The 23,829-nt window shown below is 47.9% G+C and carries 20 protein-coding genes; 13 read left to right on the top strand and 7 right to left on the bottom strand.

Annotated features, from left to right (window positions below):
• Positions 1–92: 92 nt before the first annotated feature.
• The 3 genes from hypF to QXJ75_03090 are packed head-to-tail and all read left to right on the top strand — an operon-like array spanning position 93 to position 3,089.
• Positions 93–2,369, top strand: a complete 2,277-nt coding sequence (gene hypF, locus QXJ75_03100; protein MEM3737065.1) for a carbamoyltransferase HypF — start codon at positions 93–95, stop codon at positions 2,367–2,369.
• A gap of 40 nt (positions 2,370–2,409) precedes the next feature.
• Complete coding sequence (locus tag QXJ75_03095; protein ID MEM3737064.1) at positions 2,410–2,658, top strand: HypC/HybG/HupF family hydrogenase formation chaperone; 249 nt, start codon at positions 2,410–2,412, stop codon at positions 2,656–2,658.
• Positions 2,659–2,690: 32 nt separating this feature from the next.
• Positions 2,691–3,089 (top strand): hydrogenase/urease maturation nickel metallochaperone HypA, encoded by a 399-nt coding sequence (locus tag QXJ75_03090; GenBank protein ID MEM3737063.1) that lies wholly within the window; start codon positions 2,691–2,693, stop codon positions 3,087–3,089.
• A 333-nt stretch (positions 3,090–3,422) separates the two neighbouring features.
• Here the strand turns inward: QXJ75_03090 and hypD are convergent, their stop codons facing one another.
• The 3 genes from hypD to QXJ75_03075 all read right to left on the bottom strand — a co-directional run bounded on the left by hypD (position 3,423) and on the right by QXJ75_03075 (position 6,214).
• Complete coding sequence (gene hypD, locus QXJ75_03085) at positions 3,423–4,538, bottom strand: hydrogenase formation protein HypD (protein ID MEM3737062.1); 1,116 nt, start codon at positions 4,536–4,538, stop codon at positions 3,423–3,425.
• Between the two features lie 140 nt (positions 4,539–4,678).
• On the bottom strand, positions 4,679–5,725 hold the full coding sequence (gene hypE, locus QXJ75_03080; protein MEM3737061.1) for a hydrogenase expression/formation protein HypE: 1,047 nt from the start codon (positions 5,723–5,725) through the stop codon (positions 4,679–4,681).
• A 3-nt stretch (positions 5,726–5,728) separates the two neighbouring features.
• Positions 5,729–6,214: a hydrogenase maturation protease gene (locus tag QXJ75_03075; GenBank protein ID MEM3737060.1), complete on the bottom strand. Its 486-nt coding sequence runs from the start codon at positions 6,212–6,214 to the stop codon at positions 5,729–5,731.
• Positions 6,215–6,556: 342 nt separating this feature from the next.
• On the opposite strand from QXJ75_03075, the gene QXJ75_03070 reads away from it, so the two are divergent.
• From QXJ75_03070 to QXJ75_03045, 6 genes are all read left to right on the top strand, one after another.
• A complete protein-coding gene (locus QXJ75_03070; protein ID MEM3737059.1) occupies positions 6,557–7,723 on the top strand; it encodes a (Fe-S)-binding protein in 1,167 nt (388 codons plus the stop codon).
• 12 nt (positions 7,724–7,735) lie between these two features.
• Positions 7,736–8,536 (top strand): electron transfer flavoprotein subunit beta/FixA family protein, encoded by an 801-nt coding sequence (locus tag QXJ75_03065; protein MEM3737058.1) that lies wholly within the window; start codon positions 7,736–7,738, stop codon positions 8,534–8,536.
• Positions 8,537–8,540: 4 nt separating this feature from the next.
• Complete coding sequence (locus QXJ75_03060; protein MEM3737057.1) at positions 8,541–9,515, top strand: electron transfer flavoprotein subunit alpha/FixB family protein; 975 nt, start codon at positions 8,541–8,543, stop codon at positions 9,513–9,515.
• Positions 9,516–9,566: 51 nt separating this feature from the next.
• Positions 9,567–11,621 (top strand): heterodisulfide reductase-related iron-sulfur binding cluster, encoded by a 2,055-nt coding sequence (locus tag QXJ75_03055; GenBank protein ID MEM3737056.1) that lies wholly within the window; start codon positions 9,567–9,569, stop codon positions 11,619–11,621.
• A 90-nt stretch (positions 11,622–11,711) separates the two neighbouring features.
• Positions 11,712–13,676: a CoB--CoM heterodisulfide reductase iron-sulfur subunit A family protein gene (locus QXJ75_03050; protein ID MEM3737055.1), complete on the top strand. Its 1,965-nt coding sequence runs from the start codon at positions 11,712–11,714 to the stop codon at positions 13,674–13,676.
• 15 nt (positions 13,677–13,691) lie between these two features.
• Complete coding sequence (locus tag QXJ75_03045) at positions 13,692–14,108, top strand: hydrogenase iron-sulfur subunit (protein MEM3737054.1); 417 nt, start codon at positions 13,692–13,694, stop codon at positions 14,106–14,108.
• Positions 14,109–14,417: 309 nt separating this feature from the next.
• On the opposite strand, the gene QXJ75_03040 is transcribed toward QXJ75_03045, so the two are convergent.
• The 3 genes from QXJ75_03040 to QXJ75_03030 are packed head-to-tail and all read right to left on the bottom strand — an operon-like array spanning position 14,418 to position 18,942.
• A complete protein-coding gene (locus tag QXJ75_03040) occupies positions 14,418–15,743 on the bottom strand; it encodes a nickel-dependent hydrogenase large subunit (protein MEM3737053.1) in 1,326 nt (441 codons plus the stop codon).
• Positions 15,740–16,495, bottom strand: coding sequence for a hypothetical protein (locus QXJ75_03035; GenBank protein MEM3737052.1), 756 nt, complete (start codon positions 16,493–16,495; stop codon positions 15,740–15,742). Before QXJ75_03035 ends, QXJ75_03040 begins: the two co-directional genes overlap by 4 nt.
• The gene (locus tag QXJ75_03030) at positions 16,492–18,942 is read right to left on the bottom strand and encodes a hydrogenase iron-sulfur subunit (protein ID MEM3737051.1); all 2,451 of its coding nucleotides are present in this window, start codon (positions 18,940–18,942) and stop codon (positions 16,492–16,494) included. The genes QXJ75_03035 and QXJ75_03030 overlap by 4 nt, the downstream gene beginning before the upstream one ends.
• A 293-nt stretch (positions 18,943–19,235) precedes the next feature.
• On the opposite strand from QXJ75_03030, the gene QXJ75_03025 reads away from it, so the two are divergent.
• From QXJ75_03025 to QXJ75_03015, 3 genes are read left to right on the top strand one after another with little or no spacing between them, the layout of a single operon-like run.
• Positions 19,236–19,625 (top strand): DUF2096 family protein, encoded by a 390-nt coding sequence (locus QXJ75_03025; protein ID MEM3737050.1) that lies wholly within the window; start codon positions 19,236–19,238, stop codon positions 19,623–19,625.
• A gap of 14 nt (positions 19,626–19,639) precedes the next feature.
• Positions 19,640–20,563, top strand: a complete 924-nt coding sequence (locus tag QXJ75_03020) for a DUF2096 family protein (protein ID MEM3737049.1) — start codon at positions 19,640–19,642, stop codon at positions 20,561–20,563.
• On the top strand, positions 20,545–21,471 hold the full coding sequence (locus QXJ75_03015; GenBank protein MEM3737048.1) for a CoB--CoM heterodisulfide reductase iron-sulfur subunit B family protein: 927 nt from the start codon (positions 20,545–20,547) through the stop codon (positions 21,469–21,471). The genes QXJ75_03020 and QXJ75_03015 overlap by 19 nt, the downstream gene beginning before the upstream one ends.
• Positions 21,472–21,503: 32 nt before the next feature.
• Here QXJ75_03015 and QXJ75_03010 read toward each other — a convergent pair whose 3' ends face one another.
• Complete coding sequence (locus tag QXJ75_03010) at positions 21,504–22,379, bottom strand: heme o synthase (protein ID MEM3737047.1); 876 nt, start codon at positions 22,377–22,379, stop codon at positions 21,504–21,506.
• A gap of 157 nt (positions 22,380–22,536) precedes the next feature.
• On the opposite strand from QXJ75_03010, the gene QXJ75_03005 reads away from it, so the two are divergent.
• On the top strand, positions 22,537–23,811 hold the full coding sequence (locus QXJ75_03005) for an MFS transporter (GenBank protein ID MEM3737046.1): 1,275 nt from the start codon (positions 22,537–22,539) through the stop codon (positions 23,809–23,811).
• The last annotated feature ends 18 nt before the right edge of the window (positions 23,812–23,829 follow it).

Below are 23,829 nucleotides of genomic sequence, written 5' to 3'. Positions count from 1 at the left end.
TGTGGATTTCTTTAATTCATAACACTGCATGAAATAATATAATTCAACTCAAAAGGCGGGCTCACCTGCAACCTAATCGGGAGAGGTGGTGTTTGAGGGCTGAGGTCATAGTCAAAGGGATCGTTCAGGGCGTCGGCTTCCGCCCCTTCGTCTACCGCATAGCGGTGAGGAGAGGCTTAGTCGGCTACGTACGGAACCGTGGAGATGCGGGAGTCGAAATTACCGTTGAAGGCGATGAGGAAAATGTTAAAGGTTTCATCGGCGACCTAAAGTCCAAAAAGCCTCCCTTAGCTGAGATCCACGAGTTGGCAGTAGACTTCGGCGCGGATAGGGGAGACTTCACAGACTTCACGATCCTAGGGAGTGTGGAGGGGGGTACATCACCAGGCTCAGTAATACCGCCTGATGTGGCAGTATGTGAAGAGTGTCTGAGGGAGATGAGGAACCCAGGTGACAGGCGCCACGACTACTTCTTCATAACCTGCGTTGACTGCGGCCCAAGGTACACCGCCATCAAAAAGCTGCCCTACGATAGGCCCAACACCACCCTAAACGTCTTCCCCCTCTGCCCCGACTGCCGGAGGGAGTATGAGGATCCTTCAGACCGTAGGTTCCACGCCCAGACCATAGCTTGCCCTAGGTGTGGTCCGAGGGCATACCTTGCCGCCAAAGATGGCAAGCCTATCCCCTCAGCCGACCCTATAAGGGAGGCAGGCCGGCTGATAGAGGAAGGCAACATTTTAGCGGTAAAGGGTAATGGTGGTTTTCACATAGCCACCTCGACTACGCGGCCCGAGCCTATAGCACGGTTGAGGAGTATAAAGTATCGTTCAAAGAAACCTCTAGCCATAATGGCGAGAGATCTGGAAGCTGTGAGGAGCTTCGCTGAGGTTAGCCATGAGGAAGCTGAAATTTTGCTGTCCTATATCCGGCCCATCGTACTCTTGAAGAAGCGGAGGGATTTCTACCTCGATAATGGGATAGCACCAGGGCTTCACAACATTGGAGTCATGTTACCTTACACCGGGCTCCACTACATGCTCTTCGACCGGGTGAGAGAGCCAGCCTTCGTCATGACGAGCGCCAACCTGCCAGATGAGCCCATGATAGTGGATAACTCAGATGCGGTGAGGAAGCTGGGTGCAGCAGTCGACTACTTACTCCTACACGATAGGGAGATAGCCCAACGGTGCGATGACTCCGTACTGCGGGTCAATCTAGGTAAACCATGCCTAATACGCCGCTCACGAGGCTACACTCCAACACCTATCCAACTGGAGAAACCGGCTGACCGCTGTACACTGGCTGTAGGGGCTGAATTGAATGTGACCTCCTGTATACTCTTAGGGCGTAAAGCCTTCATTACCCAACACATAGGAGACGTAGAAAAGTTGGAGTCCCTCAAATTCCTCAGAAGCACGACCGGCCACCTCCTAGAGTTGACTGGAGCTAAGGTTGAGGTTGTGGCATGTGACCTTCACCCAAGCTTCGCCTCAACAAGTTACGCTATGAGGCTGGGGGAGAGTCTAGGCTGCGATGTAGTCCAGGTGCAACATCATGAAGCCCACGCAGCGTCTCTACTCGGAGAGGGTGGACTAGACGAGATGGTCGCGGTAGTGTGTGACGGCGTCGGCTACGGCTCTGACGGTAACCCTTGGGGTGGCGAGGTATTTCACGTCGGCAAGGGGGTCCTAAGGCGTCTAGGCCACCTCCAAGAGCAGCCTATGCCCGGGGGCGATAGGGCTACGCGTTATCCACTCAGGATGGTGGCTGGGATGCTGGCAGGAGTTGATGGGTTTGAGGACTGGTTGTACTCCAAGGCAGACTGCTTCCCTTACGGTGTTAGAGAAGTGGAGCTTATCCTCAGACAACTCGAAAAGGGTAAGATTCCTAAGACTACAAGTTGCGGGCGTGTTCTAGACGCGGTCTCAGCCTTACTTGGAGTCTGCTACGAGCGAACCTATGATGGAGAGCCTGCGGTGAAGTTGGAGTCCACCGCCGTAGGTGGGAAGAACTCTTTACACCTGAAGCCCAAGATAAACAGCGGAGTTGTAGATACATCACATCTCCTCCGGAGCATCTTTGAGAACATTGGGAAACATTCACTCTCAGATCTGGCCTACTCAGCCCAGACCTATATCGCTGAGGCGATGGCGGAGCTGGCCATATATGAAGCTAAGCGTTTAGGTGTAAAGTTTATCGGTCTTTCGGGTGGCGTAGCCTACAACGAGCAAATCGCCTTAACCATTAAGATGGCTGTGGAAGGGGCTGGGCTTCGCTTCGTCACCAACCTCAAAGTTCCGCCAGGCGATGGGGGCGTTTCGTTCGGTCAAGCTGTAGCTGTGGGTTGTGGGTACTTAGTGAAGTAGCAACTTTATAGGAAACCCACATGTAATTAATTGAAACTAAGTGAACGTGAAGGAAATGTGCATAGCAGTCCCAGCCCGCATACTAGAAAAGAAAGGAGAACTTGCAAAGGTTGACTTCGGCGGCGTGACTAGAGAAATAAATATTTCACTTGTCGACGTGAACGTGGGCGAGTACGTAATAGTTCATGCAGGGTTCGCCATACAGGTGCTCGACCAAAGAAATGCGGAGGAATCCCTCAGGCTTTGGAGTGAATTCTTGAATCATGAGAGGTCTACACTTGACAGTTGAGCCTAATCTCGCTACTCAGTTATGCCCCAAGTTTGCAGTTTGAGGTGGATTCTCTAGGAATGCACGAGTATGCCCTCATGAAGGATGTTGTTGAGAGCATCCTAAAAGAAGCCGAGAAATATAATGCCAAGAAGGTAACAGAAGTTCAGTTAGCACTGGGAAAGTTTCTCTTAATAGGTTTGGAGGAAGCGAGATTCGCTTATGAGGCTCTGGTTAAAGGCACGCTTATGGAGAACTCAGATCTCCGCATTGAAGAAGTAGACCCCAAGGTGAAATGTACGAGTTGCGGGTACTTGGGCAATGTGGAAGTAGGTGGCGTCAGTCACACCAGTCTCCCAGCCCCGGTCACCTGCCCAAGATGCGGTGGGCGTGTTCAAATCCTCGAAGGCAAGGAGTGTATTATCAAGAGCTTCAAGTTTGAGACAGAATGAACTTAGTTTTAATGTCTTCTCTCGCCAGCATTTTTCTGTGGAAAAAATTGCAGCAAGATTTTATGGTCATCTACGGTTAAGATTTAGGCGAGTTAATTAAAAGTACTCTTACCGCTTCTGGGAATGGTGATTCTGGCATAAAGGGAAGGTCGAAAAGCCTCCCCCTCCCCTCATAATACACGCTCATTTTTTATTGTTTAAAGCCTAAAACATGTTAGCGTCTCCTAAATGTTTGGCTAGTCATTATAGCATCTCGCGCTCTTGCATCATCACTCTTCATTTTAAAATTGTCACGAAACTCGCGTGGTGGAGCTTGTAGAGATTTAAACTTAGTCACTTTTCAATAATTTTTTTGGGCTCTCCGTAGTGTTGCCAGATGTAGCATGTGCCTTCAGTTGAAACCATGCAGGGGCCGTAGGGTCTTTCCGGTGTGCATATCTCCCCGAATAGGGGGCAGTCAGTCGGCTTCAGTCTTCCCGTCAATACTAAATGGCAGCTACAGTCTGGATGGATATCCCTAGCCCCTTCGACCTTGACATTGAATCTCAGGCGGGCATCATGGCTTCGGTGCTCTTCCCTCAGTTTCAATGCAGAGTTGGGGACGCGACCTATCCCCCTCCAGTTACCGCTGGTAACCTCAAATACCTCCTCCATTAATTTTTGAGCTTTGAGATTGCCATCTTCCGTAACTGAGCGGGTGTACTCATTCAACACATCAAGTGGTCTCATACCGGTGATCTGCTCAAGCAACATCCTCACGCCCGCTAGGACATCCAACGGTTCGAAACCTGCTACTACAGTAGGCATACGGTAGGTTTCGGGGAAGATTCTGAACGGTTTCACGCCGATTATGGTAGCCACGTGGCCAGGGGCTATAAAGCCTTCAAAGTAGGTCTCCCCCAAGCCTAGCAGCAGCTCCATTATGGGCGGTATCAGCCGATGGGAGACTAGGACGCTAAAGTTGCTCGGCGCATTTAATATCTCGTAAGCCGTAGTTGGGGCTGTGGTCTCAAAGCCAACTGCGAAGAAAACCACCTCTCTCTTCGGGTTCCTCCTCGCGAGCTCTACTGCATCACTAATGCTGTAGACAATCCTAACGTCTCCACCGGCGGCTCTCGCATCCCAGAGGGACATGTTTGTGCCTGGAACCCTTAGCATGTCCCCGAAGGTTGTTAGAATTGAATTTTTATGCTCTGTAGCTATCTTTATGGCTTCGTCGACGTCGTGTGCTGGTACACAACAGACCGGGCAGCCAGGGCCTGCTCTTACTTCCAGCCTTTGGGGTAGAAGGCTTCTGAGACCGTAACGTGCTATCGTCTGTTCGTGGGTTCCGCACACGTGGACTATTCGAATTTCTCTTTCAGGCATAATCTCCCAGATCGCTTTACGGAGCTTATCCACTATGCTCTTGTCCCTGTACAACCTCAAAGATTCCATGCAAAAAGACACGCCCTATCGCGACTCATAATAGCTTAATCGTCTTCGCTTAAATTAAGTGTGAGCCTTAACTTCGTGCCGTTACGCATAAGATGTGTGTGGGTCCAGAAAAATTCTTTCCTTTTGCAAGCATGCCGCACAATCCCCAGCTTTCAACATATCCGTGGGATGGGGTCCCCAGCCGGCGGAGGCAGTATCCTTCTCCCCCCCACGCTCGTCTCAACCACTACCCCACCAAATTCGTTTGTGGCCGCCCCTATTATCTGGGCGTTTCTTCCCTCCTTAGTCTGCCTTAAAGTAGCCAGTACATCCTCAGCCTTCTCTTGTACTACTCCAATAACTAGTTTGCCTTCATTACCCACCTCGAGGGGGCTTATCCCCAGCATCTCGCACGCTGCCTGAACATTCTGGTTAACGGGTATACGGTCCTCTTGAACGAGTATGCCAATTTTAGATTTCTCACTCCACTCATTGAGAGCATTAGATAAACCGCCCCTCGTAACATCCTTCATGCACACAATTCCACCCACCTCCAGTAGCCTATCCACAACCTTGTTTAGGGGAGTAACATCTGATGTGATGCCGCCCTCGAAACTGTACCCTTCCCTAGATGACAGAATTGCCAACCCGTGATCCCCCACGGGGCCGCTGAGTATCACCCTATCGCCTCTCCTCAGGTTTGAATCTAAAAGCCAGCTTCCCTCAAAGGAGCGGTACTTCTTCACCTCTTCAATATTCCTCTCCATTGCTGTGCTACGCTTCCCTATTCCAGAGGTGTTTATTAAGAGCTGATCAAGTGCCCCCTTCTCCACAACCTTCGTATCGCCGGTGATGATATGGACGCCAGCATCGAGACAGGTTTCTTTCATGCTTCTGAGAATAGTCTCGAAGTTTGAGATGGGAAAGCCTTCCTCGAAGATGAATCCAGCGGCTAGCGCCAGCGGCTGGGCACCCATCACAGCTATATCATTAACCGTACCCGCAACTGCTAGCTTTCCAATATCGCCACCTGGGAAGAAAAGCGGTTTCACGGTGTAGCTGTCCGACTTTAGAACTATACCCTCAATTACGGCGGCGTCGTCAAGTGCCTCCAATGGTACCTCGGCTTTGCTGCCGCCTAGATACCTTACTATGTACTCTTTTATAAGCCTCTGCGTGATGCTGCCACCAGCACCGTGAGCTAATGTGATAGTCTTCAATGGTCAACCACCCCGGTTGGCGTAAATAGGCTTTTTCAACTCCTCTAAAATCATTTCTGCAACCCTAAGCCCCCCAGCTCTCACCTCAGCACTTAAATCCTCGGTGAAGGTAAGGTTTTCCTTTACCTCGATGGCGTAGATCACTACTTCCTTAGGCGTCTCTTCTTGAGCATACACACGCCCAAGCTCCAGTGCTGTGGTGAAGTTAATGTCGTGAGGCGACGATAGGTGTAAAGTGTTATCAAAGTCTTTAGGGGTAAACCTATAGACTTCGCCGGCAGCTCCGCGCCCAGTAATGATGGCGTCTATTAGAATAACCCTATCGTAGCCTATTATCTCCTCAAAAATCCGAAGCCCACCGACGCTGAGCTCTTTGACGTCGACCTCCGCCACACCTTTCAGTCTATCCCTTAGAACCTTAGCTGTGTATATTCCTATACCGTCGTCACCTAGTATCGGATTCCCTAACCCTAGAATTAAAGTTCTCAACTTCCTCTTAACACCACAGGGGCTGTTAAATGAGAAAGACGCCTGTATATAATAAGTTAATATAGGGTCTCAAATGCTGTTGCAGATTGCTGGCAACCACAGTTGCACGTATAGTTCGAGGCTTTGTTGAGAATTAAATAGGACTAACTCTAGTCACCCTGCTGGCCAGCTCTTCAGTTTTGGTAGCTCCTCTTTTAGGTTTCTCCTAGATTTGTGGTTTGGTTTCAACTGGAATCTTGAGTATTCTTGAGTATATATTATACAAAATTTTAAGATAAGAATATATTATAAGAACTTTTATATCTATCTCCCTACAAAAGAAAAGACCAAGGTGAGACATGGTTGTCCAGCATACTTTCCTCCAGCCCGTTAGAAGAATTCCTGAACTCCCTATACGCAACCCCAGAAGGTGACATGATAAAGAAATGCATCCAATGCGGCACATGCGGCATACTCTGCCCTAACGGAATTTCCATGGATCACACCTTCCGAGGCATTATCGCCTATCTCAGGGCTGGGTTGCTGGATAAGGTTCTTGACAGCAACTCGCCTTGGCTGTGCACCTCCTGTTATAATTGCAAAATCAACTGCCCTAGCAAGATCTCTCTCGTGACCCTTGCTACACAGATCCGAAGCCGCAAGGTTGAGGAGGGTGTCATACAGAAAACTTTGCAAGACGCTTTGATGAGCACTCAAAGGTATGGTAACCCTTGGGGTGGTTTAGACTCTAAAAGATCAGAGTGGGCTGAGGGGCTGGAGATAAAAGACTTCTCTAAAGGCGACTCCGCGGAGCTGCTATTCTTCGTTGGCTGCACTCCCTCCTATGATGCAAGAAATAGGGAGGTTGCCAAGTCTCTCGTGAGGGTTCTAAGCAATGCAGGGGTGGACTTTGCTATACTGGGAAACGAGGAAAAATGTTGCGGTGATTCAATCAACAGAATTGGCGAGAAAGGTCTCTTCGAGATGTTAATGGAGGATAATATGGCCACATTTAAGAAATACAAAATAAAAAACATCCTAACCCAGTGTCCCCACTCATATAACACCTTTAAGAAAGATTACCCCTCCTACTTCCAAGTTCAACACCACACCCAACTTATTTCCAAACTCTTAGATGAGGGGAGACTAAACTTTTCCAAGCGAATAGAGAAAAAGATCACCTATCACGACTCTTGTTTCTTGGGAAGGCATAATAACATATACGAAGAGCCACGGAAGATACTGGAAGCCATACCCGGAGTTAAGCTGGTTGAGATGAGGAGAATCAAAGAATACAGCTTCTGTTGCGGCGGTGGCGGGGGGAGAATGTGGATGGAAGAGGAGTCGGCTAAAGCTGAGGCGAGACCCTGCGTAAGTCGGGCTAAGGAGGCGGCAAAGGTTGGTGCTGAGATTATTGCAGTGGCTTGCCCCTTCTGCATTATTCAACTTGAAGATGGCGTCAAGTCTATAGGGAAAGAAGATGAAATTCAGGTGAGAGATATAGCCGAGATAGTTAGAGAAGCCCTGTAGGTAGGTGAAATCTTGAATATAGTCGTCTGCGTCAAATCTGTCCCTCTGGTGGAAGGGGTTGACCTTAAGGTAAGTGGCACCGACATCGCAAAAGAGACTTTGAAATTCGCCATAAACGAGTGGGACGAGTATGCACTGGAGGAGGCAGTACTGCTGAAAGAGAAACTTGGCGGAGAAGTGACCGTACTCACCCTCACAACTCCCAAGCAAAGCAAGAATATAGAACAGACCCTAAGAGAATGTTACGCAAAGGGGGCTGACAACGCAATCCAGCTCGTTGATGAAATAGTTGATAACTTGGACCCATTCGCAAAATCTAAGATTTTATCGAAAGTCATAAAAGGCCTCAGCTTTGACTTGGTCTTTACTGGAGTTCAGGCTTCCGATGACGGATGCGCCCAGATAGGGCCCACCGTAGCTACTCTACTTGGGTTACCCTACGTGACTCTGGTGACGAAACTGGAAATTCTAGCCGGCGGCAAGGCAGCTAAAGTGGAGAGAGAGCTGGAGGAGGGGTTTAAACAAGTTGTAGAGTTGCCTCTGCCTGCTCTATTAACCATCCAGACAGGAATAAACGTGCCAAGGTACGCCCCATTCGCTAAGATTAGAGCGGCGATGAAGAAGGAGATCAAAACTCTAAGCCTGAAAGATATTGGTTTAGATCCGGCTGAGGTGATGGGCTGGAAGAGGGCATCGGTGGCAAAGATGGCAATCCCAGTAGTTGAGAGGAAGACTGTAATCATCCGCGGAAGCCCAGAAGAAGAGGCAGCAGGTTTGGTTTCTATACTCAGGGAGAAAGGTTTCGGGGGGTGAATGAATGTCCGTCTTAGTTGTTGCTGAGCATAGAGGGGGGAAGATCAGAGACGTAACATATGAACTGCTGAGGAAGACCGTAGAGCTCCGCGAGAAAACCCAGCTGAAAGTTTCGACAGCCATCTTAGGGCACGAGGTGAAAGGGTTGGCTGATCAGCTGGCATGTCGTGGAGCTGATGAGGTTTTAGTTGTAGAGGACAAGAGACTTGGAGACTATCACTCTGAAGGCTACCTGAAGATGCTCTCAGAAATTGTGAAAGAAAGAAAGCCTGCTCTAACTATGATGGGCCACACTTCAATGGGTATAGACCTAGCTCCAGCTCTAGCATCACAGCTCAACTTACCTTTAGCGACAGACTGCATAAACGTGAAGTTCGAAGATCAAACCTTTAAGGCTTACAGGCAGATGTATGGCGGCAAGGTTGAGGTTGAGGTTGCCTTCCCTAAAGACAGCCAATACGTAGTTACCTTCCGGTCGGGTTTACTGGAGCCAATCGGCGAGGGTGCTGCCAAGAAAGCCGAAATAATACCTCTCGAGTCCAAGTTGAAAGATGAAGATTTCCGCTGCAAATTCTTAGACTATATTAAACCCGTCGAAGAGGGGGTTGACATCACTAAATCCGAGGTACTTGTCTCTGTAGGTCGAGGTATTGGGAAGCAGGAGAACATACCGTTAGTTGAGGGGCTTGCCAACGCTTTGGGTGGTGCCCTTGCGGCGTCCCGTCCTGTGGTTGATAAAGGCTGGCTGCCTAAAGGGAGACAGGTTGGGGTATCTGGAAAGATCGTTAAACCTAAGCTTTACGTTGCCGTGGGCATTAGTGGTGCGACGCAACATGTGACTGGGATGAAAGGAAGCAATATGATAGTAGCGATTAACAAAGATCCAAACGCTCCAATCTTCAACTATGCTCACTATGGAATAGTGGATGACCTATTCAAGGTGGTTCCACAGTTAATTCAAGCTTTGAAGAAGAAATGATCATCTCAGAGGGGTAGGCCTAAACAATTCAACTCTAACATGGTGCAGTTAATGGTCGAGGTTGAGCTTGGTTTTCCCATTAGGGAACACTTCTGGAATATTCCAGAGCCACTACACCTCATACCCTACATCTCGCTAGCTGTAGCTTTGGTTACATTTGTTTGGGGCATTTATGGACGTTATAAATTGGTCTTTAAGACCACGGCTAGGGGGGGACTCAGAATAGATAGGGTGGGCGACAGACTGAAGGGTCTATTAGCTTATGCTGTAGCTCAGCTGAGGGTCTCACGTAAACCCTATGCCGGCATTATGCATGCGGGCATCTTCTGGGGCATCATATTCCTAGCCCTAGGTACAGGTTTGGTCTTCCTTGAGACAGACCTCCTAATTCCTCTCCTCTCTGCGCGATACCTTGTAGGGGGGCTCTACCTACTTTTTGAGGCTGTCTTGGACTTCTTTGGGGCATTCCTTATCCTAGGCATAATTATGGCTTTGTATCGCCGGTATATACTGAAGCCTGAAAGCCTCGGAGTTCTAGCTCAGGACAAGGTTGTCCTCGGATCTCTGCTGGCAATAGCCTTAACCGGTTTCATGGTGGAAGGGTTGAGGATAGCGGCTTCCCCAGTCCCTTGGCAGGGTTGGTCCTTTGTTGGTAATGCCTTGGCTGGAGTTTTTACAGTTGCGGGTCTAGGTGAGGGTTTCCTAAAGTCTCTACACCTCTCTCTCTGGCTAATTCATATGGGGCTCTCCCTAGCGTTAATCGCCGTAGCGCCCTACACTAGGCTCCTTCACGTAATTACCGCTCCCATTAACATCTTCTTCAGATCCCTGAACCCCAGAGGGGCACTAAGCTACATTGACCTCGAGAAGGAAGATACTCTCGGCGCAGGCGAGATTCAACATCTCACCTGGAAGCACCTCTTAGACCTCTTCGCCTGCACAGAGTGCGGCAGATGCCAGGACAACTGCCCTGCCCACCTAACCAAGAAACCACTCAACCCAAAGAAGGTAATCTTGGATCTAAAACGCAACCTACTAACCAACGGAAAGACTTTGCTTAAAAAACAAGCGACCCAAGTATCTCCTATAATCGGGGACTTAGACGGTCAGATTTCTCAAGATGTCATCTGGTCTTGCACAACCTGCGCGGCGTGTGTTGAGCAATGCCCTGTCTTCATCGAGCAGTTCCTCAAGATAATCGAGATGAGAAGGTACCTCGTACTCACAGAAGGCTCAGTCTCACCCGATACGGCAAGGCTCTTCCGTGATATAGAGTTCAACGGAAATCCTTGGGGGTTACCTCAGAACGAGAGGGAGAAGTGGGCTGAGTCCCTTAGCGTTAAACGCGTTGGCGAGGAAGACGCCTTAGTGAGAGAATTAGACAACCGGGTGCTGCTCTTCGTAGGCTGTTCAGGATCCTATGACAGTCGGAACAAAAGGATAACTGAATCGTTGGCCAAGATTTTAACGGTAGCAGGAGTAAACTTTGTCATCCTAGGCAACGGTGAAAGGTGTTGCGGCGACCCAGCTAGAAGGTTGGGTAACGAGTACCTGTTCCAGACGATGGCCCGAGAAAACATCCAAATCTTTAATGAGCACAAAATCAAGAAGATTGTGACGATATGCCCGCACTGCTTCAACACGCTCAAAAACGAGTACCCGCAACTGGGCGGAGAATATGAGGTGGTACACCACTCCGAATTCGTCTTGGAGCTTCTAAAAGATTGGAAGGTGAAGTTGACCAAGAGCGTCGACGAGGTTGTTACATATCATGATCCATGCTATCTCGGCAGACACAATAAAGTCTACGACGCGCCAAGAGGGGTCCTTCAGAGAGTTCCAGGCATAAGACTGAAGGATATGGAGAGATGTCGGTACAACTCTTTCTGCTGTGGAGGTGGAGGTGGGAGGGTGTGGATGGAGGAAACTTTAGGTGAGAAGATAAACGTCAACCGAGCGAAGCAGGCGTTGGAGTTGAACGTCAACACGATAGTGACAGCCTGCCCCTACTGTCTCACCATGTTCGATGATGGGCTGAAATCCCTCGGGAAAGAGGAGTCCGTCAAACTCCTAGACTTAGCGGAGGTAGTTGCAAGGGCTATGTGATTTACGCGTATGAGGTGAAATATGAGATGTTAGAGTGTAAAGGAAATCTCCATGAGGAGAGATCGTGAAAACAAAAAAAGGTGAGTAAAAATGGAGAATAGAATTGGTGTCTATATCTGCCATTGTGGGACGAATATAGCTGGAAAACTGGATATACAGGAGTTAGCATCCTTCGCGTCGAAGCTGGAAGGTGTAGTCGTGGCTAGAGAATACAAGTACATGTGCTCCGATCCAGGCCAAGAAATGATTAAGAAGGACATAAAAGAACTTGGGCTGAACCGCATCGTAGTAGCAGCATGCTCCCCACAGATGCATGAACAGACATTTAGGCGGGTTTTGAATGAGGCTGGACTCAATCCCTACCTGTTTCAGATGGCAAACGTTAGGGAGCAGGACTCATGGGTCACGGGTGACAGTAAATTAGCAACACAGAAGGCTGCGAGGCTCATAGCGGCCGCGGTTAGACGTGTCTCCAATCATGAACCTTTACAAATCAAAACTTTCGGAGTGAACCCAGCAGCCTTGGTTGTTGGGGGAGGCATAACTGGGATCGAGGCAGCGCTTCGAATCGCCGATTCTGGAAGGAGAGTCTATCTGGTGGAGAAGGAGCCAAGTATAGGCGGTCATATGGCGCAATTCGATAAGACATTTCCCACACTCGACTGTGCTGCTTGTATCCTAACTCCAAAAATGTCTTCCGTTGGAGTCCACCCCAACATAGAGTTGCTAACCTACAGTGAAGTGGAAGAGTTTTCCGGATTTGCAGGTAACTTCAAGGTTAAAATAAAGAAAAAAGCGCGATATGTCGACCCTGAAAAGTGTACAAGTTGCGGTTTATGCCAGGAGAAATGTCCCGTCAAGGTTTCGAGTGAGTTTGACTGCGGTTTAGGGATGCGGAAGGCTATCTATACACCTTTCCCTCAAGCTGTACCCAACATTCCTGTAATCGATACAGAAAACTGTCTCTTCTTCACAAAAGGAGTATGCAAGGTCTGCCAGAAAGTCTGTCCAGCAGACGCCGTAAAGTTTGATGATAAGGATGAGTTCGTTGAGGTTGATGTTGGCGCCGTCATCGTGTCTACCGGCTTCGATGTCTTCGATCCGTCTGTTGCAGCTCAATACGGGTACAGGCGTTACGACAATGTGGTGACCTCCCTAGAATTTGAGAGAATGTGCAACGCGTCAGGGCCCACTGGCGGCAAGATATTACTGAAAAGCGGAGATACACCTAAGAGTTTAGCCATCCTCCACTGTATAGGAAGTCGGGACGAGAATTACCACGAATACTGCTCTAGAATATGTTGTATGCAGTCGATGAAGTTTGCGCATCTGGTCAGGGAAAAGTTGCCCAACGCTAAGGTGTACGAGTTTTACATAGACCTAAGAGCCTTCGGTAAAGGCTACGAAGAATTCTATAAGAGAGTTTTGAATGAGGACGTGATCTTTATAAGAGGAAAAGGTGCGGAGGTCACCAATTTCGCTGAAACACCCGAAGAGGAGGGGAAGCTCATCGTAAGATGCGAGGATACCCTACTAGGGTCGGTGTTGCGAGTTCCAGTGGACATGGTCGTCCTCAGTGTGGCTCTAGAACCTAGAAGAGACAGCAACAAAGTTGCGAAGACTTTTCTCCTCAGCCGAAGCAAAGACGGCTTCTTCCTAGAGAGGCACCCAAAACTAGCCCCAGTCTCAACTACCAATGACGGCATATACATAGCAGGTGTCTGCCAAGGGCCGAAAGATATACCTGACTCTGTGGCTCAAGGGGGCGCCGCTGCAGCGGAAGTTCTTTCACTTATCGACCGCGGCAAGGTGACGACTGAACCTGAAATTGCCGTGATAGACGAGAAACGTTGCTCCGCCTGTTTCGTCTGCATCAGAGCCTGCCCATTTAACGCTATAAAGTTCGATGAGGATAAAAATGTAGCAGTTGTGCAGGAGGCTTTGTGCAAGGCGTGTGGGGTCTGTGTAGCCGCCTGCCCCTCAGGCGCCATAAAGCAGCAAGGCTTCACAGACGGGCAGATCTACGCCGAAATGGAGGGAATTTTAGCAATTTAGTGGGAGGTGTGTTGATTGGAGAGGTTTGAACCGAGGATAGTAGGCTTTCTATGCCGATGGTGCTCCTATGCTGGGGCCGATCTAGCGGGCACAAGCAGGATGACTTACCCACCTAACGTATACCCTATTAGAGTAAACTGCACCGGCAGGATAGATCCAACCTTCATAATTAAAGCCCTAACCCAAGGGGCTGACGGCGTTCTCATCGCCGGCTGCCACCCTGGGGACTGCCACTACAACAAAGGGAACTATAACGCCTTCAGGCGGTACCTACTACTTAAAAAGTTGCTAGGCCAGGTGGGGATCGATGAGGCGAGGGTGCGGTTGGAGTGGATCTCAGCCTCCGAGGCAGAAAAGTTCGCGCGGGTAGTCAAAGAAATGACCGAAACTATCAGAGAGTTGGGCCCCCTCAACTGGGGGAAAACTGGGTAGAGGGAAATAGCCGTATCGACCCTGCGTAGACAAAGTGTTCCCACTCAGATTGATACATCGCCCTGCTAGTATAGACTCTCCGCCTCGATGCCCGAGCAGCCTCATTTTTTTAAGATTACCTCCATAATTCTATAGAGACTAAAAATTGGCTTCTTCATCTATGCCTTCGCGCACCCCTGTTTCTATTTCGAATTTTATCGGAGCTTGTCATTGGAGCGTGATTCAAAGTTTCAATGCGTGAAGTTTAACATTGCCTCTCGAATAAATTTGAGTGAGCATATAACTAGTCTCTGCTTAACAATTCGATGTCTACCCTATTCTTGATGCGTGGGTTAGACAGGAGATGCATGGGTCGAACATCCTAACGGCCATCTTAATTCTCTCCAAAGTTTCACTCTCAGATAAAGCCTTCTTAGAGCAAGCAGAGAGTATATGGCATAGAACCAAGTTTATCCCCGGCGTCTTCATACTGGTTGGAGTTATAATCTCAGCGGAATCTATTAGACCCTCTCCGTTAATCTTGTACCGGTGGAGCAGGGTTCCCCTGGGGGCTTCAACGACACTGGTGCCTAAACCTTCTGAAGGCTCCCAAGGAGTTCGGACCTCAGAACCTGCTATGGTGTCACGACCTAACAGCTCTATGCTCTTCAAGAGGCAGAAGATAGCTTCCCTCAAACGGATTGAAGTTAAAAGTAACGTGTTAGATATCTCTGCTTTCTTCTCAAGCAAGATCGTGGACTTTACTCTCGTAGCAAGTAGAGCTCTCGCCTCAGGCCCTGTCATTAAGAGGTAGTTGCCCCTCTTCCCTGGTGCAGGTAGGTTTGGAGTTTCGCTTCCTACCCAACCAACCTCTACCGCTCTGTTATAAAAATCACTGGGCAGTATCCTCTCAGTAAATTTGCACTCCTCATCCAACGCCATAATGTCTCCACCGTAGAATAATTGCCCTCCCTCTAAATCTAAAGAAGACACATAGTGAAATTTCTCTTTAAAATTGAAAGTCTCCTTCTCCTCGACTTCGGCCACAAGGCTGTTCGCTAGCTCTGACGCCCACTCCGCGGTGTTAACAGAACTCTTTAGCTCACTCAGAAGCACATCGCACTCCCTCCTAGTTAATGGTTTCGTGACACCACCCACAACTGGGCGGACGGGCTGAACAGCCCGTCCGCCAGTCACTTCAAGTATCCTCTCACCGCAACGAATAAACTCCAACCCATTTCTCAAGATCTTCGGTCTAAACTCTGATATACCCTTCAAGTCCATCCGCTTTAGGGGGTTAACTAGGGACATCAGGTCTGGGAGGTTCATGACTAGGAAGTGAATCGCGTGGCTTCGGAGTATCTCGCCCATAAGCATAAGAAGTCTAACGGCTTTAGCTGTTTCAGGGGGCTCTACCCCTAAAGCATTCTCTAGGGCTTTACACGCAGCTACCTCATGAGTAAGAGAGCATACGCCACACAGGCGAGCTACAATTCGAGGGATTTCTTCTATACGCCTGCCTACTAGGATCCTTGCAAAATCTCTAAATCTGGGCGCCGCAAACTCTACACGCAGTAGCCTATTTCCATCACTGTAAGCCCTTATTTCACTGTAACCGTCTACCCTCGTCATCAACCAGGTTCTCTTAACTTTCAAAGCTTTCTACCCTTCCAGCGTTTCTGAAATTTGAAAAAGTCTCTAAACCTACTCTCCTGCTTCAGGGGCGCGTCGAGTGCTGAGAAGAAATTTATAATGACGCCGGGGGAGTCTTCGTTGTAAGGCCCGTTGCATCCCTCGCATGGCAGGCCTAAACCTATGCAGAGCGCTCCACAGCCCCCCCGTGTCACGGGGCCTAAGCATAATGTTTTATCCTCTAAAAAGCACCTCTCAGGCATCTTATCTGCAAACAATTTCTGTATGGGCGCGGGGTAATCCAGTTTTGCAGGCTTAAATGGACATTCAGCACAAAGATTTGCTTGTGGCATAGATGGCTCTTCCCTCACAAGTAGGGAGGAGAGAAAATTTCCGACAATGTCCTTCGATGGTGGACAGCCGGGCAGAGAGTAGTCCACTTTAATGATGTCCGAAATTCTATGAACTGTAATATTCCCCAGAAGACTTGTTACTCCACCCAGACAGGCACATGCCCCAACAGCCACAATCTTCTCTGTTTTAGACCTAACCTCTGTTAAGAGAGCTCTTTCTTCAGGCTCTACGACAGCCCCCTCTACGAACGTCACGTCTTGAGGCTCAACCACAGATGTAAAGTCTGTTACAAACGGGAAAAAACAGAGGTCAGCCGTCCTCATGAAATCCCTGAAGACCGGCGAGAATAGAATGGAGTTTACACATCCGCTACATCCGCTGAATTGGATGAATGATACCTTCAGTTTCTCTAAACTCTTCAACTTTTACTCAGCTCTCTAATAAAGTCCCTTGCATTCATCGCAAAGTTTATCCCTTCAACAGCCGAAAGTGTCTCAACTCTTACACGTTTCTCCAGTTCGGCGCCAAATATTTTTCTGAGAACATCTACTTTCCTGACGGCCTTTTTTATCCCATCGATGTATCTACAAGAGTTTGGTCGGCAGCCGACAATCATGACGCCATCAAAACCCGAGTATAAGGCATGGAGTATGAATTCGCTGTCTACTCGACCGGTGCAAGGGAGCTGTAGGATAAAAACGCCTGGAGGATAGTTTACCCTCTTAACTCCCGCGTCGTCAGCGGCCGCGTAGCCGCAGTAAGCGCAACACAGTGCAAGTACTTTTGGGGAGATTTTGGAGCTGGCTAAAGTCTCAATCTTAGTTAAGACTTCCTTATTGTTGAGAGTAAATTCTATGGCCCCGGTGGGGCACATAGGGGCGCAAGCTCCACAGCCCCTACACTTAAAGTCGTCAACTTCCATAACCCCTCCCCTTATGGTTATGGCTTTGAAAGGGCATGCAGGGCGGCAGAGTCCACATAAGCCGCATCTGTCATAGTTTATCTCTATCTTCACCTCTTCGACCGTCAGCTTATCTTTGGATAGGAGTGTTATAACCTCTAAAGCCGTCGACCTGCTCTCCATGAGTATAGAGTCATAGTCCTTCGGCCTAGTGATTGACCCGCAAGCGAAGATTCCTGTGGGAAGGGATTCTGGTCTGAGAAAGCCATCCTTGTCGACGCTGAACTCGAAAATTTTGTGGACCTCATTAAGATAGCTATTGGGTATCATCCCAACATTTAGTATAATCAGGTCGGCTTCATATTCTCTATTCTCTGCTACCACTACTTTCCTTCCATCTTTTGAGATTACTTTCAGATCCTCGACCAGATGTGCACTTTCCATTAAATCTAAATAGTAGGGTATCTCTACAGGCATCTTTCTCCTATCATAAAATATGTGGACCTCTAGATTTCCCAATTGCTCACGAATAGACTCAAGATACTTCCTTGAGACTCTGCAGCAAAACCCTGAACATATACCTTCATTGACACATTGGATTATGGCTACACATTCCGGAGGCTTTCCGTCAGATAGTTTGACTATTCGACCGTTGGTCGGGCCGTCCATAGACAACATTTTTTCAAACTCTACACTGGTTATAATGTCGTTGCGGGGATTGTAGCCTAGCTCTCCCAGATATTTCCCTAAATATATCTCTCCACCTATTGCGAATACGACTGCCCCAACGTTAATTTTTATCTCTTCTGATTTAGCGTCGAGATTTATGGCTTTGGCGCCAAGCTTGTTGCAGGCGTCCTCACACTTCCTGCATTTTCTACAACTTTCGATATCGGAGTCATCGATCATGGGGGCTTGTGGATATATTGCAGGGCGGGGTTGATAGATAACTTTCCTTTTTACTCTGCCGAAAACATCTTTTTCAATTTTATATCTAGGGCATGCATCGATGCACGAGTATCGACGCGGCAAACACTTGGATGCATCGACAAACCTAGGTTTCTGTAAAATTGTCAACTCAAAATTTCCAGCTCGGCCGGAGATGTTTTTCACCTCGCTGTTCGTTAAAACTCGGACGTTGCGCGCTAAGGCTACGGATGATGTAAACTCAGATACAAGGCAGCTAGCGCAATCCCCAGTCCCGTATATGCGGCTCCACGATGCCACTTTCCCCCCTAGGCTTGGTTTCTTCTCTACAAGGTAAACATCGCAGCCGGCCTTTGCCACGAACTGGGCTACAGTTAAGCCTGCTACTCCCCCTCCGATAACTGCCACACTCTTTCTGATGTCTACCCTCCTAGTCGGGAAGCTTCGCTTGAATACTGAGGCTTTCACCGCAGCCTCGATCAGCACTCCAGCTTTTTCTGAGGCTTTTGGTTGATTATCTATATGAACCCAGGCACACTGCTCTCTTATGTTAACTACTTCTATAGGTATGCTGGTGAGTTCACGAATCTGATTAAATTTTTGCTTGTGGATTTCGGGCGAGCAGGCTGCTATTACGAGTATATTAATAAAATTTTTTCTGCACCATTCACTCAGCTTCTCTACATTCTCCGCTGCGCATAATCTAGTGAAGACTTCGACTGAAATTACACCTTCAAGCTCTTTCGCTCCTCTGACTAGCCTCTCTACATCTATCACACGGTCTATTTCACCTCCGCAAGTGCATAAGACAATGCCAATACGATTTATACGAACTGGGGGAATGAGATCCTCTTTTTTTACAGCCTTTCCGGCCAGAAGGTCGTTTTTAATTTTGGTTAATTCATATATCTTCAAGCCGATCGTGTTGAGGCTGTAGAGCCCACGCTCCTTGGATAGGAGGGTTGCGATTTTTTCAAGGTGATAATTGAATTTTCCAGTTTCCCTAATTCCCACTCTATTCATAAGCTCGGTATAGCTCAATGGGCCACTTTCTCCCAGTACAGTTATTACCTTCTCTCTCACAGGGTGAGCAAGTACGGCGAACATGCTCAAGAGAAGTTCACTCTTTTTGTTGCAGCTCGTTGAAGTGTGGCTATCAGTGGGCTCGAGTTTTTCATTTTTTGACAATAAAAATTGTTATACTAGGTAATTAAGAATAGCGATACGGTAAGTTTAAGATTTATAGACAATTTTTCTTGCCAAAATTTTCTTCATGATAATCTTCATGATCTTTATATCCCCGTAGAATTGGAAATTCTACTTGGTGGGCGAATATGCTTGAACGACCGGCATCCCTTCCTAAGGAGCTCTTTCCGATACCTGAAAAATACATCCAACACGCCTGGTTATTACTTGCAGACATGGTTGTTGACTTACGGAGACGTTATGTAAAAGTGGATTCCGACATCATATCGACGCTTCGAGGTTGCAAAATTCTCATAAAGCGCCTTAAGTTCTGTGGGCTACACTCAACCCTAAGAGATGAAAGTTTAGCGCAGCTTCAAAGGAATTTGAATGATGTGCTGGACCGCCTGATAAACCTAGCTGCAAGAGAAGTAGGTTGGAAGTATGCTACAGACTGGAAAGTAAAAATAGAACAGATTGCCAATTATAGAGATTTTCTCTACTATTACGGGCACCCGGACTATTGTGATCTGATGTAGTGTGGAGAGGTAAAGTGGGGGTAAGGGCGCTACTCCGCGTGAAAAAGGGATCTGTTGTCATACACGCGGAAAAAGAGGAGCTTATCGAACGTACTTGGCTTCTCTTGGCTGATATGGCTGTTGATCTAAGAAGAATGGGTGCGCATGTGGAACCAGAGGTAAAGACCATACTTAGAAACTCCAGAGTTCTCATCAGACAATATAAATCTCAGAAGCCATCGACAGCAAGGGAGGAAACTCTCTACCAGATTACACAGAGCATCCGCATACTAGAAGGTATCTTGTTCAAAACTGCTAAGGATGAATTTGGAAGAGAGTACGTTGCTACTTGGAGAGCTAGGCTTGGAGGGCTCGATAAATATGAGGAGTTTCAATATTACTGCGGTCATCCACTCTATCGCGACCTAGTCGATGAACTTTACGAGATGCCTGGCGGCCAAAAGATGAGACGATGTGTCCAATGCGGAACTTGCAGTAGCTCATGTCCAGCTGGCTTCGCCATGGATTATACACCGCGAAAACTTGTCGCCTTGATTAGAGCTGGTGCTGTAGATAAGGTTTTGGCAAGTAACACCTTCTGGCTGTGCTCCTCTTGTTATCTATGCGCGGTTCGCTGCCCAGCGGGAATCAAATTCACCGAGATTATGTACAGGCTTAGGCAGTTGAGTGGTAAGCTTGGTTTGAATGGTGTAGGTACTCCCGCCAAGACTCTTGCGAAGATGTTCGTGGATATCGTGAACCGTAAAGGTCGAGTTTCTGAGATAGAGCTCTCCATGAAATTCTTTCTTACGACGAGCCCGCGTAGATTGTTAGGAATGGCGTGTCTTGGGTTAAAGCTTCTGGTTAGGGGACGGTTGCTACATCTCCCATGTAAGATCAAGGGACTCCGCGAGATAAAACAGATAACGTCACAAGCATCATGGAGATCAGATATATAGTGGAGCGGCTACTTCAATACACCTATTATCCCGGTTGCTCCGTCCAGCTTTTGCAGAAAGGCTACGATACCTCAACAAGGCTAGTAGCAGAGGCACTGGGGATAGGTCTAGTTGAGTTGGAGGACTGGAACTGCTGTGGTGCTACAGCGTATATCTCGATAGATCAGCTAAGTGCACATGCCCTAGTGGCTAGAAACTTAGCGAGAGCTGAAAGGACAAGTAGGGATATACTAGTAATTTGTCCCTCCTGTTTTACGACCCTGAACAAAACAAACACACTCTTAGCAGAGGATACCAAGCTCAGAAAGCAGGTTGAGTTTACCTTAGGCCGCATCGGTCTCACGTATTTCGGTTCGTTGAAAATACGCCACCTATTGGATATATTAATAAACGATGTAGGCGAAGAGAGAATACGGTCGTTTGTATCCTCCGATAATGAAGAGTTTGGCTCTCGCGGGCTAGGAGGGTTAAAGGTTGCCCCTTATTATGGCTGTCAGATAACTCGTCCGATGAGATCTTTTGACGACCCTGAGGCTCCGACAACAATGGATCGCGTCCTATCATGGGCTGGCGCCGAAGTCGTTAACTATCCTCTAAAGGCGAGATGTTGTGGTGGTACATTATTAATGACTAACGAAGATGTAGGGTTACCGCTGGTCAGAAACCTCCTGAAATGCGCAGTTGAGAATGGTGCGCAATGCATAGCCACAGCTTGCCCATTATGCCAGATGAACCTGGAATCCTATCAAGGCAAGATCAACAAGAAATTTGGAACACACTATTCCATACCTTCAGTCTACTTCACTCAGCTTCTAGGCTTGGCGTTAGGTCTTTCTATGAAAAATCTGGGCATTGGGAAGGAGTTAGTGTCGGCGAAGAAGCTTCTTGCCTCCCTCCGTCGCATGTAGGTGGCGGCTTACGCCTAAAGTTGACTTCGTTTTTACAATAATGTATCTAAGACCATTGCTATGAAGAGAAGTCCCAAGTATGGGCTTGAATACTTGTAGACTATCCAGGCATTCCTCTTAGTGGGCCTTAGAATTAGGATCGTGTTCAATGTTATCATGCCGGCGCCTAAGGTAGCGGCTACTGCAAGGTAGAGCAACCCAAATGCCCCCGCAAAATAAAGGGAGAGGGAGAAAGCTACGAGAAGGATAGACGTGGAAGCTATGCATCGAACAGCCTTCTTCTCACTGACAACCGTAGGAAGCATAGGGACTCTCACCTTTGAGTAGTCTTCCCTATATCTTATGGCGAGGCTCCATATGTGAGTAGGTATCCAGAGGACGACTAAGGCTGCCACTAAGAAGGCGATGGGTGGCAGAGTTCCGGTGGCAGCGGCGTAGCCTACGAGCACTGGTATTCCACCAGAAAAACCTCCCAGAATGACGCTCAGGGGGTTTTTCCGTTTCAGAAACATGCTGTAGATTAAGACATTGTCCACGACTGCAATGAATATCAATAAGGTGCAAAGCAAGTTGACGGTAGCCGAAGCTGCTAAAGATATGACGAGTAGGGACAGCCCCACATAAAGGGCATTTTTTGCAGGAATCAATCTTCCGCTCGGCAGTGGCCTTTTTCGAGTCCTCTCCATAACCGCATCGATGTCCCTGTCCAAATAGCTTGTGAGCATGTTGGCCCCCGCAGCCCCGCTTGCTCCTGATAACACTACAGCCATTAAAAGGGGGGTAGGGTTGACGAAGACAGATATTCCTCCACCAGCTATAGCAGCACTTATGCCTGTGAAAACAAGGAGCAAGACTGTCTTCAGCTTAGCAGCTTCCATGTAGACGAGAAGAGTTCGAACCATCTTCATCTTCGCACATCCGCAGCCAAAATAAAGAAAGACGGTTCTAAGATAACCTTTGCCCACTCTCGATCGTTAGGTCTACCATGTGAATTGATTTTCTACGTTTCACAAAACTTTTAAATCTTTTATCTCGCTCTTTTCAGGATTAATCAGAGTTGCGGTTATGGACAAACCTGGATGTAGAAACCTATGGTTTTATGGTTATATACCATATAAAATGGCTGCAGGTCTCTTATCAGTCTTAGTTCCACTATTCATAGTTGAGAATTTGAAGTGTACTCTGCTGGATGTAGGTATTGTTACAGCATGCTTCAACCTCGCCGTGATTCCTTCAGTAATTATTTGGGGGGTGATCTCAGATACGCTCGGTAGACGGAAGATCTTCGTCGTAGCCTCTTTTCTGCTAACGGGTGCTACATTAGTCCCGTTAGCCTTCGCGAAGGGCGTCTGGGACTTCTTGATCTGGAGTGTGTTGCAGGCTTTCTTCTTTACTATGCATGAGCCAGCTACCAACATGCTTATAGTAGAGTTAAATGCTCGGGGAAAATGGAATGAGAAGATAGGAATATATCAGATGGTTTCAGGTTTAGGGTGGTCAGCTGGTCTGATAATTGGCGCTATAGGCGTTGCGGTCTACAGCTTTCCAGATTTGATGTGTATCTCTGCAGGCATGTATGTCGTTGCATCCATAGCTTCCCTAGTTCTTATTCGAGATCCTGATGTCCCCCTTAATAGGGAAGAGATTGCCGCCGAGCGTGCTGGGTTAAGTGTCACCGAGCGCGCCAGGTTTCATTACAGGTGGATTCACAGACCACCAAACCTTATTGGTTTCTTCAAGAAGATGGTTAGTGAGGTGGGTTCAGATCTAGGTCTGTTCAATCTTGGGGTTTTCATATTTTCAGCTTCAGCTACTATAGTCTTCACCGCGTTTCCAATCTTCTTCCTCAATGAGGTAGGCTTGGAGCCGTTTGTGATTTTTAGTATCTTCTTTGTGAATTCGCTGGCATCGGCTGTGGGTTATCAGTGGTCGGGTGTTATGGCTGATAAGTATGGTGATAAAAGGCTCATTATGGTTGCTTCTGCTTCGCGCGTAGTTCTCTTCCCTCTCTTTATCCTCTGTACTATCTCGCCGTTGAACAGTGCAGTCGTTATTGCGATAGTGTTGTTGGGGGTTATAGGCATATCTTGGGCGTTATTCAGCGTCTCAAGTACAGCCTTATCCATGCAACTCGTTCCTAGGACAAAGTTTGGAGAGAGTAGTGGGCTTTACTACGCGTCAACAGGGCTTGGCAGCGTCATCGGCGGCTTTTTTGGCGGGGTTCTCCCTTTTGTATTCTGGCAATCTCAAGAAGGTATAGGGATCTTCTTCTTTTTATCCGGTACCTTGTTCCTTTTCCCTTTATATGTCTTCGGGAGATTGAAGGTCCCCATTGCCTAACGAAATCTCGCCATCCCT

The sequence above is a fragment of the Candidatus Bathyarchaeia archaeon genome, assembly GCA_038883335.1.
Lineage (GTDB): Archaea > Thermoproteota > Bathyarchaeia > Hecatellales > Hecatellaceae > JAVZMI01.
This window is presented reverse-complemented; position numbering and strand designations above follow the sequence as displayed.